General features: G+C 53.4%; 10 protein-coding genes. 4 read left to right on the forward strand and 6 right to left on the reverse strand.

Features of this window, described 5'->3' with window-relative positions; genetic code table 11:
* Nucleotides 1-57 precede the first annotated feature (57 nt).
* The 5 genes from EIP93_RS08030 to EIP93_RS08050 form a co-directional block, all read right to left on the reverse strand.
* Complete coding sequence (locus EIP93_RS08030) at nt 58-1,905, reverse strand: type I secretion system permease/ATPase (protein WP_125232536.1); 1,848 nt, start codon at nt 1,903-1,905, stop codon at nt 58-60.
* Between the two features lie 326 nt (nt 1,906-2,231).
* A complete protein-coding gene (locus EIP93_RS08035; protein WP_010309465.1) occupies nt 2,232-2,849 on the reverse strand; it encodes a heme acquisition protein HasA in 618 nt (205 codons plus the stop codon).
* Nucleotides 2,850-2,966: 117 nt separating this feature from the next.
* On the reverse strand, nt 2,967-5,645 hold the full coding sequence (locus EIP93_RS08040) for a TonB-dependent receptor (protein ID WP_125232537.1): 2,679 nt from the start codon (nt 5,643-5,645) through the stop codon (nt 2,967-2,969).
* 258 nt (nt 5,646-5,903) lie between these two features.
* Nucleotides 5,904-6,857, reverse strand: coding sequence for a FecR family protein (locus EIP93_RS08045; RefSeq protein WP_103941148.1), 954 nt, complete (start codon nt 6,855-6,857; stop codon nt 5,904-5,906).
* Between the two features lie 99 nt (nt 6,858-6,956).
* Nucleotides 6,957-7,466 (reverse strand): RNA polymerase sigma factor, encoded by a 510-nt coding sequence (locus EIP93_RS08050; RefSeq protein WP_103971225.1) that lies wholly within the window; start codon nt 7,464-7,466, stop codon nt 6,957-6,959.
* A gap of 455 nt (nt 7,467-7,921) precedes the next feature.
* Between EIP93_RS08050 and EIP93_RS22735 the strand changes: the two genes are divergently transcribed.
* From EIP93_RS22735 to EIP93_RS08065, 4 genes are all read left to right on the forward strand, one after another.
* Entirely contained in the window at nt 7,922-8,092 is a 171-nt protein-coding gene (locus tag EIP93_RS22735) for a hypothetical protein (protein ID WP_162847959.1), read from the forward strand.
* 119 nt (nt 8,093-8,211) lie between these two features.
* Nucleotides 8,212-9,636 (forward strand): aminobutyraldehyde dehydrogenase, encoded by a 1,425-nt coding sequence (gene patD / locus EIP93_RS08055; RefSeq protein WP_103971224.1) that lies wholly within the window; start codon nt 8,212-8,214, stop codon nt 9,634-9,636.
* Nucleotides 9,637-9,963: 327 nt separating this feature from the next.
* The gene (gene ygjG / locus EIP93_RS08060; RefSeq protein ID WP_206428389.1) at nt 9,964-11,370 is read left to right on the forward strand and encodes a putrescine aminotransferase; all 1,407 of its coding nucleotides are present in this window, start codon (nt 9,964-9,966) and stop codon (nt 11,368-11,370) included.
* 812 nt (nt 11,371-12,182) lie between these two features.
* Entirely contained in the window at nt 12,183-13,850 is a 1,668-nt protein-coding gene (locus EIP93_RS08065; RefSeq protein ID WP_107333091.1) for a methyl-accepting chemotaxis protein, read from the forward strand.
* 140 nt (nt 13,851-13,990) lie between these two features.
* On the opposite strand, the gene EIP93_RS08070 is transcribed toward EIP93_RS08065, so the two are convergent.
* On the reverse strand, nt 13,991-14,977 hold the full coding sequence (locus EIP93_RS08070; RefSeq protein WP_107333090.1) for a class I SAM-dependent methyltransferase: 987 nt from the start codon (nt 14,975-14,977) through the stop codon (nt 13,991-13,993).
* Nucleotides 14,978-15,028 lie beyond the last annotated feature (51 nt).

The following is a 15,028-nucleotide window of genomic DNA, read 5'->3' on the forward strand; positions in this document are numbered from 1 at the left end:
CTCTTCTTTCCGTGATGCTGTTCTGACGGCAGGCGTTTGCTATCAATGGGCTGAATTTCATTTATCCGGTACGGCGCGGCTAGATGCCGGTGCGCTGTACACCATACTTAGCCCGGCTGAACTCGGTTCCTTTGGGATAAAGGCATTTGCGGCGTCGGCTGTCTTAACTGGCGCAGGTTTCACGCTGGGTGATGTGGCGATAGGAGCCTTGGAGGGCTTGGCGCGCTGTAGTTCTTTCAGCACCTGCTCTGTTGCACCGAAATACTGGATTTGTCCGGCGCGCAGGACTAACAGCTTATTGGCGCAGGAAAGTAGTGCGGGTTTATGCGTGATCAGCACCTGCGTGCTTTTGGCTTCCTGTTGGGCGGCAATCGCGGCTAATAAGGCTTTCTCGCCGTCGTCATCCAGGCTGGCATTCGGCTCATCCATCACAATCAGGCGCGGCTGGTTGTAAATAGTTCTGGCTAGGGCGACACGTTGCTTCTGACCACCGGACAGCCCGGCACCGCTTTCGCCCAGCAGCGTATCGTAGCCCTGCGGCAGCCGCAGAATCATCTCGTGAACGCCTGCTGTGACGGCGGCGGAAACGATCTTTTCTGGATCTGGCTGAGTGAAGCGGGCGATGTTTTCGGCAATTGTCCCGCTGAAAAGCTGAACATCCTGCGGCAGATAGCCGACGAAGCGGCCCAAATCGGCTTTGTCCCACTGATGCATGTCTGCGCCGTCTAGCCTGACTTTGCCACCGAGGACGGGCATAGCGGCAACCAGCAGACGGGCAAGGGTGGATTTACCTGAGCCGGAAGGCCCTAACACGCCGAGCACATCGCCGGGAGCCAGTTCAAACGTGATATTGGCGAGTATGGGTGTACGCGTGTTGGGGGCGTTGGCGCTGAGCTGTTCCACCTGAAGTTTGCCTTCTGGTGCGGGCAGCGCCATGCCAGCGGGACGCGCCGGGTGATTATCGAGTAAGAGATTGACACGCTGCCAGGCGAGACGCGCCTGCATCCACTGTTTCCAGACGCCAATGATCTGATCGATCGGGCTGAGTACGCGACCCACCAGAATGGAGCCCGCAATCATCATGCCGGGCGTGATATCGCCCTTGACGGCCAGCAGTGCGCCCAGACCCAGCATCAGTGACTGAAGCGCCAATCGGGTGCTTTTCGTCAGTGAAGTAATGTTGGCGCTCTTTTCGCTGGCAACATTCTGATAATAGAGAAAAGATTTGTGCTGCGTCAGCCAGCGTTCACGCATGGCGGGCAGCATTCCCATCGCTTCGATGGCATCGGCGTTGCGCAGGTTAGCGTTAGCCTGTTGCGTCGCCTGAACGGTGTTTTGTGCGGCTAAGGCCAAGGGTTCGCGCGTGAGTTTTTGATTCAGCCAGGCCAGCACAATCAGGATGATCGCCCCCGCCAGCGCCATCACACCCAGCCAGGGATGAAGTAAGAAGATCACCAGAAGATAGACCGGAAACCACGGCGCATCAAAGAAGGCAAACAGCGCGTTTCCGGTGGCGAACTGGCGCAGGGCGGTAAGATCGTTTAAGGCTTGTCCGGCTCCCGCCGTTCCATTCTTGAGATTGCTTTCAAACGCTGCATTGTAGATGCGCTGATTCAGGCTCATGTCCATCTGCGTACCGAGGCGGATCACCACGGCGCTGCGTATCCATTCCAGTAATCCCATCAGTAAAAACAGGCCCAGCATAATGATCGTCAGCATCGCCAGCGTCATGGTGCTGCTGGAAGGCAGTACGCGGTCATAAACCTGGAGCATATAAATTGCCGGAGCCAGCATCAGCAGGTTGATGACGGCGCTGAACAGGCCAATTCCCCAAAATCCCTGACGGTAGGCGGCCAGCGCGTCAATAATCTCCCGGCCTGATGAAGCCGGATGGGATGCGGGCATGGGATGTTCCTTCTTCAATAAAGTGCCATCGTTCTCACCGTGGTGTACCCACAAGGTGGAAGAGGGGGGCGGTTAGCCGTACCGCTATTGACGCGGTTTGCCAACGGTTATTACACTCACTAGACCGTCGCGGTTCTTTACCCGTCATACTTCAAGCCGCATGTGTGTTGGCTTCCCTTACTTACCCCAGTCACTTACTGATGTAAGCTCCTGGGGATTCGTGCGGTTGCCGCCTGCATGCAACTCGAATTATTTAGGGTATATACTCTCCGTACCGCGACGGGGTTCACTCAAACGGCTAAAAGCGTCATCTTTTAGCCGTTTTCTTATGCCGCCAGCAGATCGGCGGTCTCTGCTACGCCCACAACGTCAACCACGGTATCGGCAGAAAGTGCGGCATCAGCGGTCGCCGTGGCGAAGCTGAGGCTATCCAGGCTCGCGTTAATATCGATACCTGCATTGGTCAGCGCAGTCAGCAGCGGCTGAACCTGTCCGCTCATCAGACCGTAAATCACGTCATGCACCACGCCGCGATCGCTAACGGTCTGGTTGGCAATATCAGTGGAGAGATCCAGCCCGCTGAAGGTCACTTCCGGTTCAGCAAGAGAATACGTGGTACCAGCCGTGGTGCCGCCTTGCAGGACATTACCGAATGACAGGCTGTCCAACTGACCCCACAGCGTGTGGGCAGGAGGGGAGAAGAGGCTATAGGTCAGATCGCCGCCTGCAATGAGCGCGGAGAAATCGTTCTGCGTACTCGTGATCGCATATTGAGTACCGTCTATAAAGGTGTCGCCGCCGTAAAAGCCCCCAGTATTATTGCCACCGACTTGTGTGTTACCCGCGGTATGATTAACGTCACCAAACGCTGCCGACCATTCAGTCAGGTAGCTGGCAATGCTGTAATTGGCATAGTAGGCATCGTAGGTAATTGCAAAACTCATAATAGATTCCTCATTAACTAGCGATCTACAGGCACGGTCATCCGTGTCTGTCGTGAAAGAGGATGAGCCCTCCCATCCCCTTTGTTTTCCTGCCTCCCGCGTGGGGAAACAGAGAAATTAGAATCGATATTCCACGCCAGCCTGCACCGTTCTTCCCCGGCTTGGCGTGTAACCCAGTGATTCGCCATAGCTCACGACGTAAGTACGGTTAGCGATATTCTCGACGGAACCGCGTACCGTCAGGCTGTCGGTCAGACGATAGCTGGCGTACAGATCGTAAACTTCATATTTGGGCCAGTCGGCTAAATAGGCGGAATTGGCCGGTGCGGCAGCATCCTGATAGCCGGGAGCAAAACGCATCGTGACCCCCATATCCAGCTTGCGGTCGAAGACGCGCGTCCCCAGCGTGACGGAACCGCGGTCGCCCGGCAGATAGGCGGCGTTGCTGAATAACAGCGTTTTCTGGCAAGAGGCATCGCTGGCTGTGGTATCGACAGGCGTGGAATAGTAGTTGCCTCGGGAACCGCCGACGGTCGTGACGCCACCCATCCAGGCCACCGGCGCACAGAAGTCGTTATTGCCGATCATGTGGGTGTAGGTGGCATCGACATATAAAAAGCCCGCGTCGTAATTAAGCTGGTATTCCATGCCGCGAAAGCGACTCTTCGCCAGATTGTTTTGGAACACCGAGTTGCTGAGGGAATAGCCGTTATAGCCCGGCTTATTGCGCGCGCCGTTCAGACTGATGTAGTTATTTATCCGAGTGTCGAAATAGGACACCTTGGTGACCAGCCTGTCGCCGTCAGTGAACAATTCTGGTTTCTGAATATTGAACCCGACCTCCCAGGCACGGGAACGTTCCGGCTTGAGATTGGGATTCGGATAGAGGTAATAGTTGCCTGCGCTGTAGGTGCCGTTGGCAAAGGTTTCGCTGACGGACGGTGGTCGCCAGGATAGGCCATAGCTGGTGTACAGCTGTAGCCATTCAACGCCGGGGCGGACACCAGCAAACAGGGTGGGAGACAGCTTGCCGTGTTCGTCATCGACATTCCAATCCTGCGTGGTGGTCACGAACGGCGGGCAGCGCGCGATCGACCCTTGCTTACAGGGATCCGCGACGGTATAGGGGATTTCGCGATAGCTGATGCTGGTGGTGCCGCGTAACCGATAGCGATCGTAACGCAGGCCACCTTGCAGCGTTATCCATTCGTCGTATGCGTAATTCAGATTCGCGAACAGGCTGGCCATCGCACGGTTTCCTTCCGGAGTGGCGTTACTGGCTGTGCTATTGGTGCTGTCCGTGGTGATCTTGTCGTAATAGAAGTCCAGCCCGTAGTCGGCTTTCAGATCGTGCGCGCCCTGCTGCCACAGCGTTGAGGTGTTTTGCGCCTGCGCCCCGTACGTGCGTAACCGCGTGCTCTCGTGATACGCGCTGGTGTTAGAGAGGGCATAGTTATTGGTGTCGTTATTGGTATCGGCGTAATAAATCTTGGCCTTAAAATCCAGCCAGCGCTGGTTGTCTGGCTTCATGCTGTAATCCAGTGCGGTACTGCGCGCCATAATCTCGCTGTGCCCGCTGGCCTTCCAACCCAGTTCGGTATTGGAAAGGTTGGACAACGTCCCAGCGTTTTCAGAAGAGGTTTGCGTTTGCATATAGCTGAGCTGGAAGCGCTGGTTAGCAGGGAGGTTCCAGCCGATTTTCGCCAGCCGCGAGCGCATGGTGTAGGCCGCGCTGGTCACTTTCTGATGCTTTAAATTATTGGCCCACGCTTCGTAATTACTTGAATTGCCAGGGATACGGATATTACCGAGGTTGCCATCATTGCCCGGCCAGTAATTGCCCAGATGACGCTCGCTGGCACCGACCAGAATGTCGCCGCGTTCGTTACCCAGTGCGAGCACGCCGCTGCCGATAAAATGCGTTCCATTGTCGCCCGTGCTGGCGTGCAGTTTTCCGCCCAGCTCTTTACCCGGAGCGAGAAAATCGTGGGCGTTGACGGTATTAAATGTGGCGACGCCGCCCAATGTTCCCGCGCTGCCCATCACGTTTGTCGCGCCTTTTTCAATCGTTGCGCCGGAGAGCAACTCCGAATCGATATACATCTGTCCGTTGCGCTGACCGTAGCCAGTTTTTTGAAAATTCTGCCGCACGCCGTCAATGTTCATATTCACGCGACCGAAGTCCTGTATTCCGCGAATGTTGACCGATAGCGAAGGGTCCTGCTGGCTGACGCTGGAGTAAACGCCAGCGGACTGCTCCAGCATATCAGCGGCGTGGCGGGAAGGGCGGTTATCCATCTGCTCGCGTGAAATGACGCTGATGGCGCGCGGCTGTTCATAGATCCAGTCGCCCGGATTGGCGACGGTAAATGCGCGAACTGTCATCACGTCGTCTATTTTTGCCGTATCGACGTTGACTGAACGAGGGCGCAGGGTAATCACGCCATTGCTGCCGATCTGAAAGTCGACCGGGTTGGCACCGATCAACTGGCGCAGCCCTTGCTCTGGCGTGAAGCGCCCTTGAAGCGCGGCGGCCTGCATATTTTCCAGTTTGACGTCGGCAAAGAAGACCTGTAGCCCCGCCTGTTCGGCGAAACGCAGCAACGCGCTGCTCAACGGCTGCGAGTTGATGGAAAAGGCGGTGCTCTGACGGGCCGCTTCCTGAACGCTGGCGGCCTGCGTTTCTGCTTGCGCATAGTGGAGCGAGCCAGACAACGACAGTGCGATGCCGACGGCGAGAGAAAGTGGATTACGTTGTAACAAGCGGCTGTCTTGCTGTTGTGTTTTTTTAAACATTTTTCGCCTGGTCTGCCATCCGTTAAATCATCAATAAGCATTAATAAACAAAGGGATAATTAACCCTCTTTTTCTTAATGAAAATGATAATAAAAATCATTACCTAAATATGAAGACGGCTGAGATGACAGAACCCGTAAAAAAATATTTAAATTTTTTTCTCCGGTGCGTTGCGGCCTTGTGAACGTAAAGGGAATTTATGCGTGATTACCACTCCTGAGCAGCATGGCAGGAGTGGGTAAGGCAGAGGAGAAAGGATCAGTACAGAAGGGTGACGCCGGGGAGTGAAACCGTTTTGGCACCCAGTTCGGTAGCGATGGTTTGCAATGCGCCATCCAGCTCGTTCAGCGAAAAAATGCCGCTGACCTGACGCTGACGCAGCGCTGATGTAGGGATAACGATCGTCCCCGCGCGGTACTGATTGATACGCGCGATCACAATAGCCAGCGGCTGTTGATCAAAAATGAGCAGGCCGCGTCGCCAGTCGCCGCGCTCGCGGCTATTCCAGCCGGGGAGGCGAGTCATCCCTTGTTCGGTATAGCGTGCCGCCTGTTGTTCATCAAGTCGCAGCGCTTGCCCGTTTGCCGTTACCTGAACGCTGTGCTCCACCACGCCGACGGTCGTGGTCTGTGATGAATTTTGCACGATGAACTGCGTGCCTAGCGCCTGTGTGGTGCCCGATGCCGCATCGACCAGAAAAGGCCGTTTTTCCTGTGTCGTCGTCGGTGCGACGGTGAACCAGGCGGAGCCTTGCAGCAGCGTGACTCGCCGTTCTTGCGACGTGTAGGCGAGCGAAATGGCGCTGCCTGCATCCATATCAACCTCACTGCCGTCCGGCAGCGTAACGTGTTTGACCTGATGTGCCGCATGATAATCCGAACGTAACATGAGGATGCCATCGGAAATCCACGTCGCGCCGAGACTGAAACCCAGCAGCAGCAAGGCCGCGATTTTCCACTGCGTCATACGGTTAACACGTCTGACAGGCAATGTGGCTGGCGGCTGTGGTTGCAGCACCTGTTTTTGCTCAGCGCTGAGCGACCCGAGCCCGTGCCAGAGCGTCCCTGCCTGTTCCAACGCGTGGCGATGGTGCGGATCCTGTGCCAGCCAGTGCTGGAATGTCAGTTCCTGTTCATCGTCCAGCGGCGCTTCGGCCAAACGGATGGCCCATCGTGCTGCCTGCTGTTGAATTTCAGGGGGATAAGCGTTCATGTTGTAGGCCTGGAATATGTAGGGTCTCTAAATACGTAGACGTTTGACGGCAATAAACCCGTAAATAATTTGTGATTATTTCACGATGGGCGACGTGTTTCACGAGGAGCGGATCGTCATCATTGCACTCAGCGTCATGGCAAGATGCTTCTCAACAGTGCTGAGGGAAATCTCCAACTGCTGAGCAATTTGTGCCTGCGTCATGTGTTCAAACCGATGCAGATGAAATATCAGCTGTGTGCGCTCCGGCAGCGTCGCCAGTACCTTTGCCAGACGCTCCAGCTCCTGTTGGGCGATGGCCGTTTGATCGAGCTGGGGAGCGGCATCCGGCAGGTATTCCAGTGTCGCTTCCACGTCGTCAACGGACGTCGCCATCTGCCAGCGCTGCTGGTGACGGACATGATCAAGCAGCAAATTATTTGCTGTCTTATAGAGATACGCCTTCTTGTCGTCTACATCATCTTGCTGTTCCAGCCGTTGTGCCAACCGTAAAAAACTCTCTTGCACCAGATCTGCCGCTGCCTGAGGGTCGCGCAGTTTATGATTGAGATAGCGTTCCAACCGTTCTGCATAGTGGTTGAACAGCATTCTGAGTTCAGACTCTGACATGCCAACGTCCCGTCAGGTGACCTTCCCGCCGACTTGCGGCAACAGAACCCCTTTTCCTTGCCACGGCGCTATCCATAGCAATGCACTGTCCGTTGACGGGGTAAGGCCCTGAATAATATACCCGTCATACTTCAAGCTGCTTGTGCGTTGGCCGCGTTACTCGGCACACTTGCGTGTCCCTCGCCCCACTGGGGCCGCTGCAAGCAGCGTTCAAACCAGCCTCTGGCAGGTTTGTCAGTCACCCGAATCACTTACTTATGTAAGCTCATCGGGATTCCCTCTCTTGCCGCCTTCCTGCAACTCGAATTATTTAGGGTACAAATTTAATGTAATTGATAATTATTATCACATATGACGAACCGGAAAGCAGAGTTAAATCTTCTTCAGATTGGCGGATTCTCGCCATCGACTACACTTATCTTTGCTGGCTTATTATTTAATCAGGAGATACAGAGATGACCACGAAGGACTCAACGCAGGATCCTAAAGAGGTGACGGTCAGCGAAGGGCTGGCAAAGGTGCATGAGGCATCAGAGCAGTTGACGGAAGAAGAGATTGAAGCGCTGGCTGAGGAAGCCAGACAGGCCGCCACGCAGACGCAGAAAGAATCAGGCAACGCGCCCTAGTGTAATGCCACGGTTGCAGAATGGAGCGACAGCTAAGTACAACGTGGCAGGTTTTTTGCACAGACATTTTGCAGATAGTGATGAAAAACAAGATGGTTTTCTCTCTGTAAGGAAAATGTATGCACGATAAATTACTGATAGAAGGCAAGCTGGTCGCGGGGAAAGGCGAGGCGTTAGCGGTATTTAATCCTGCCACAGGAGAGCAAATTGCCGCCATTGCGCAGGCCGATCTGCACCAGGTTGATGCAGCCGTTCTGGCTGCAGAGTCCGCTTTTGCACACTGGGGCCAGACCACACCGAAAACGCGCGCGACGCTGTTGCTACAAATTGCCGATGCCATCGAGGAAAATGCTGAGGCGTTTGCCGAGCTTGAATCGCTGAACTGCGGTAAGCCCTACCATGCGGCGCTGAATGATGAAGTGCCTGCGGTCGCCGATGTGTTTCGCTTTTTTGCCGGTGCGGCACGCTGCCTGAGCGGTTCGGCGGCGGGAGAGTATCTTGAAGGACATACCTCGATGATCCGGCGCGATCCGGTTGGCGTAGTGGCGTCCATCGCACCGTGGAATTATCCGTTGATGATGGCGTCGTGGAAGCTGGCACCCGCGCTGGCGGCGGGAAACTGCGTGGTGCTGAAACCGGCGGAGCAAACTCCACTGACCACGTTCTATCTGGCGCATCTGCTGTCCGAGATCCTGCCAGCGGGCGTGGTGAATATTGTGTTCGGGCGCGGGGCGGATATCGGCGATGCGCTGACGGGGCATGAGAAAGTCAACATGGTATCGCTGACTGGTTCGATTGCGACCGGGGCGCATATTCTGTCGCATACCGCCGCGAGCGTAAAACGAACCCATATGGAGCTGGGCGGTAAAGCGCCGGTGATTGTCTTCGACGATGCTGATATCGATCAGGTGGTTGATGGAATCCGCAGTTTCGGTTTTTACAATGCGGGGCAGGATTGTACCGCGGCCTGTCGGCTGTATGTGCAGCGAGGGATCTACGATGAGGTCGTAGAAGCATTAGGAAAAGCGGTAGCGACGCTGAAAATAGGCGATCCACATGATGAAACGACCGAACTGGGGCCATTAATTACCGAGCCACAGTTGGAACGCGTGATTGGTTTTGTCGAACGCGCCAAAGCGCTGCCGCACATTACGGTGGTGACCGGTGGCGAGCGGGTGAAAGGGCAGGGATTCTACTTCCAGCCTACGGTGCTGGCGGGAGCAAAGCAGGAAGACGAAATCGTTCAGAAAGAGGTGTTTGGCCCGGTGATATCCATCACACCGTTTGACGATGAAGCGCAGGTGATTGGCTGGGCGAATGCCTCACATTACGGGCTGGCCTCGTCGGTTTGGACGCGCGATATCGGGCGGGCGCACCGTCTGGCCGCGTGCCTTCAGTACGGTTGTACCTGGGTGAATACCCACTTCATGCTGGTGAGTGAAATGCCGCACGGTGGGCAGAAGCTGTCTGGCTACGGCAAGGATATGTCGATGTACGGTCTGGAGGACTACACCATCGTGCGCCATATCATGATCCGGCACTGAGGATCTTCTGTCTGCCGCAGGGTTCTGTTTATCCTGAACGACAAGCGGGTAATGACATAGCGCGTTTATCCAGCCCCGGCGTGCCCCAAAAAAGGGCGCGCTGGACAAAAGTGGGGCATCACAAGATGCTTTGATTTTCCTCATACTGGCATTTTCCATGCTTATCGGTTTTTAATTCCGCATATTATTATTTAGTTCAAATCATCTGCTGAATTTTTGGATTAGATCGCGTTTTTATATTTTATTCTGATTTGGGGCGGGCGACTGGCGTGTTATGTGCATTAATTAAAGTGGCATCGCGTGATGTCCGTTTTCAAGGAGCGCATTTTGTCCAGATCAAACGCCCACCTTAACCCGCTAGAGTGTACTCAGCAGGCACTGCATTGGATTCATAGTGACACGCTATCCCACGATGACATGGCGGCACTGAATCGAGAAGTTTTGAGTTGTTTTCGCGAATACGTCAACCCGGGTTTTCTGGAGTACCGAAAATCTGTCACTACCGGCGGCGACTACGGCGCAGTCGAATGGCGCGCCAGCGGCCCGAATACGCTGATTGATACCCAAGGGAATGAATATCTGGACTGCCTCGGCGGTTACGGCATTTTTAACGTTGGGCATCGTAACCCTAACGTCATTGCTGCCGTTGAGCGCCAGCTTGCCAGACAACCGCTGCACAGTCAGGAACTGCTCGATCCGCTGCGGGGGCTGTTGGCGAAAACGCTGGCGGCGCTGACGCCGGGCAATCTGAAATACAGCTTCTTCTGCAATAGTGGAACGGAATCGGTTGAGGCAGCGTTAAAGCTGGCGAAGGCCTACCAGTCACCGCGCGGTAAATATACCTTTATCGCCGCGACAGGCGCATTCCACGGGAAATCGCTGGGCGCGCTTTCCGCCACCGCCAAGCCCGCGTTTCGTCGTCCTTTCATGCCGCTGTTACCCGGCTTCCATCATGTTGCTTTTGGCGATATCAACGCCATGCGCAAGCAGGTTCAGCAATGCCAGAAGACCGGCGATGACGTTGCTGCCATCATCCTTGAACCTATTCAAGGAGAAGGCGGCGTGATTGTGCCTCCGGAAAATTACTTGCCTGCGGTCAGATCATTATGCGATGAGGTTGGGGCATTGCTGATTCTGGATGAGGTACAAACCGGAATGGGGCGCACGGGCAAGATGTTCGCCTGTGAGCATTATGGCGTGCAACCCGACATTCTGTGTCTGGCGAAGGCGTTGGGCGGCGGCGTGATGCCGATTGGTGCAACGGTGGCAACGGAAGACGTTTTCTCCGTGCTGTTTGAAAACCCATTCCTGCATACCACCACGTTTGGCGGCAATCCGCTGGCCTGTGCGGCGGCGCTGGCGACGGTTAATGAGTTGCTGACGAAGAATCTGCCGGAACAGGCGACGATACAAGGGGAATTTTTGTTGCAGGGCTTACAGCAGTTGGCAGCCGAATATCCTCAATTGATTATCGAAGCACGAGGAATGGGGCTGTTGCAGGCTATCGAGTTCAGGAAAAACGAGATCGGGTATGCCTTCGCGAAAGAGCTGTTTCAACGTAATGTTCTGGTTGCGGGCACCTTGAATAATGCTAAATCGGTCAGGATTGAGCCACCGCTTACCATCACGCGCGAGCAATGTGCCCGAGTGCTGAAAGAAGCGAAGGAAGTGCTCAAGAAACTCAATGGCACAATGCCTGACGAAAATAAAATGAAGGAATATGCGGTAGAGTGAAAAACGAGACGGAAACACGCAGCACCCGATTATGTTCACTCCGAAAGCCAGTCAGCCCTTACTGACTGGCTTTTTTTATTCTCCCGCGAGACGCGGGAACCTGCCATTATGCGTTAAATCTAATTAATTCAGTCACGTTACACTATATTGAGTGTCACAAAGCGTAATGATATGGACGGTGTTGTTACTCAATCTTAACTATTAGCTTTCTAACTTATAAGTCTGATTTAATTAATGGAACTCAGATTTTTCCCATTATTATTTTTTGATAGAAAAAAACGATCGAACAAAGGAAATTGAACGGTTTAATGATCGTTATTTCCGATCGATCTTCCATTTGTGATAGTGTATGGTTATAGAATGTAGCTTGCTTCGACCTGACGTTATTTTTTATTTATACAGACTCCAAATAATTAAGCGTAACACTAACTCGAGTTCGGTAGGTGAGAGCTAAGGCTTTTAGCTTTCTTTGAGCAATAGTTTGCTCTTTATTATGCAATAAATCATGTGAATTTCAGCGAGGAATAAAAAAGGAGAGTTAAATTACTTTATCAAGTAAACCGTTTCAGTAAGCAAATATCACAAAGACACATGCAATGTGAGATATAACAATATATGGCCAAATGGATTTCTTATGCCAGTATTCTGTTACATGCATCAGAAAATAAGAGATTTAGAGAAGCCAGGGAGCCCGGTGCGATAGCGGTTCGCTTTACCGTCTGTGCTGTTTTTTCGTTAAACAGACAGCGGCTGACTATGTCATCAATCGTGGTTGGGTAACGATTTTTAAAATGTAATATTCTGGTGCTAACATGATTTTTTTTAAAAATATAAAAATTGGCAGTCGGCTTTTTCTGGGGTTTGGCTTGTTAATTGTATTGACACTGACTTTGTCATCCATTAGCTATTATTTTATGAAAAATATTGGCGCTGAGTTTGATGAGGTGACTGAGGATAGAATGGTTAAGGTCGACATGCTGCGCGATATTCAGGACGTACTGAATACCAATGTCCGCACGCTGCGTGATATTATTCTCCTCCCTGCAGACAGAACGCAAGAAAAACAGGAACTAAAGGCGACCATAGTAAAAACGACTGACACGGCAAGTGGAATATATAAAAAGCTTGATGGTATGGTCAATTCGGAACATGCGCGGGAGTTATTTAATCAGCTTATCGATATCAGAAAACAGTATAGCCTGAGCATCAATAAAGCGATTGGCTATGCAATGGAAGATGAGGATGCGCTGGCAACAGAATTGGTATTTGGTGATATAGCAAATATTCAGGCCGTTTATTTTGCCAAACTGAGTGAATTTACCGAGCTACAGGTATCGTTTGTTGATCATGCCAAACAGGTGACGAGAACGTATATTACTGATGCGCTGTTGTGGATGTTGGTGCTATCAGTCTTTTCAACCGTTTTAGGGTGCCTTACCGCCTGGTCATTAACGCGTAGCGTCACCATACCGTTATCCACAGCACTCTCCTCTGCGAAACGTATCAGTGCAGGCGATCTGAGTGGTTCAATTGATGTGAATAGCCGTGATGAAACGGGCCTGTTGTTGGAAGAAATGAAAGAGATGCAGGCTGCGCTGACGCGGATGGTTATTGGTGTCAGAAATAATGCGGAGAGTGTCGCGACTGCCAGCATGCAGATTGCTCAGGGTAACGCTGATTTGTCATCACGAACCGAAGAACAGGCGAGTGCACTCGAAGAAACCTCTTCAACCATGACGCAATTAGGGATGACGGTAAAAAACAATGCCGACAATGCCCGCCAGGCTAATGTGCTGGCTCAAAATGCGAGTACCGTTGCCCTTCAGGGAGGGAATGTTGTCAATGACGTGGTGGGCACGATGAAGTCCATTAATGAAAGTTCGCGCAGTATTGCGGATATTATCAACGTCATCGACAGCATTGCGTTCCAGACGAATATTTTAGCGCTTAACGCCGCCGTTGAGGCTGCCCGGGCTGGCGAACAAGGGCGAGGGTTCGCCGTTGTGGCGGGAGAAGTGCGTAATCTGGCACAGCGTAGCGCAGAAGCCGCTAAAGAGATCAAAAACCTGATTACTGCGAGCGTTGAACGTGTTGAGCTTGGTTCGGTATTGGTGAATAAAGCGGGGGAAACGATGCAGCAGGTGGTGATGTCAATCCGCCAGTTGAGCGATACCGTATCAGAGATTAGCTCCGCAAGTGCTGAGCAATCGACAGGGGTTGAGCAGGTCGGTATCGCTGTCAGCCAAATGGATCAGACAACACAACAAAATGCCGCGTTGGTGGAAGAATCCGCGGCGGCAGCACAGAGCCTCAAGGAACAAGCGGATCAGCTTGTCAGAGAAGTCTCGGTGTTCAGGATTGCGGGATATGAACGTTCGGCGCCCAAGCAGCCTGTAACGGAGACGCTGTCGCTTGTTGCTATGCTTCCAGTCTCTTCCAAAGCATCTGCCCCTAGTGCGTCTGACTGGACCCGTTTCTGATAATGAAAATAGTATTGCCGCCAGCACGTCAGGGAGAGTGTGAAAGTAGGGAATCATAAAGCAGATAGTGTTATTGAAGGTTTTATTTGCCAGTCAGCTTTTGCTGACTGGCTTTTTACATTCAGATAAAGCATGCGCGGTTATCGGTGTTTACGAGCGATCAGCACATTCAGCGGTGCCATGGGGAATGCCTGATGACGATGAGTTTCGACAGAGGTAAAGCCCGCAGCCAGTAGCCACCGTGTCAGTTGGCCTTCCCGCGTAACATGGCGTCCACTCATTTGCATCGGCAGATAAAACGGCAGAACCGGTGCGGCATCCTCCGGTGCTTCAGCAATCTCCGCCTGTGCCAGAATCAGCGTGCCCTCCGATGTCAGCGCATCGTGGAGCGTGCCCAGCATGGCGGGAATGTCTTCGACAAAATGCAGGAAAGAAGAGCTCCAAATCAGATCGTATTTTTCGCTGGGAAACGGGCCGCTTTGCGCCGACAGACGTGCGGATAACCCCGCACTGTCGATATTGCGTTGGGCCACGACGGCGGTCTGCGGCAGGTCATACACCGTGCCGGAGATCTGAGCGTGACGCAGCGCCAACGTAATCGCCACCCAGCCGGGACCGCCGCCCAGATCGAGAACGTGTCTGATTTGCGGAAAATCCGGCAGGCTGGCGATCAACTGCTCGGCACGGTCGGCCGTCACCGCCCGCTGCTCTTGTGCGATCTGCTGTTCTGCGGCGTTGGCCCACGCTGCATCGCGCGGTAACTCGCTCAACTGTGTTTGCAGCGGCTGATGCATGCCGTCGCCGAGTCCCTGACCAAACTGACGCAGGCTGGTCAGGCGAAAACGCCAGGCGTCGCCCAGAAAACGTGAACTGCTGCGACAGAGCACGGCGCCACAGGCTGGAGCGGTGCGATAACCATCGTGATGACGCGTCAATAGCTGCATGCTCCACAGGATCTCAAGCAGAAACCCAGTTTTCTCCGGCTGCCAGCCCAGCGCTTCCGCCAGCTGTTCCGGTGTGGTGACCTCTTCCAGCCGATCGAAAATCTGCTGTTCCAGCGCCAGATGTAAGGCGTCAGCCTTCACGCTGCTGGCGGCAAGCTGCCATAACGTCTCTAATGGATTCATAAACGGTCTTTCTCATTGATGGTCAGTCGATAGGGAATATGCTATCTATAA

Origin of the sequence: Pectobacterium versatile, assembly GCF_003932035.1 — a bacterium.
GTDB classification, from domain to species: Bacteria; Pseudomonadota; Gammaproteobacteria; order Enterobacterales; family Enterobacteriaceae; genus Pectobacterium; species Pectobacterium versatile.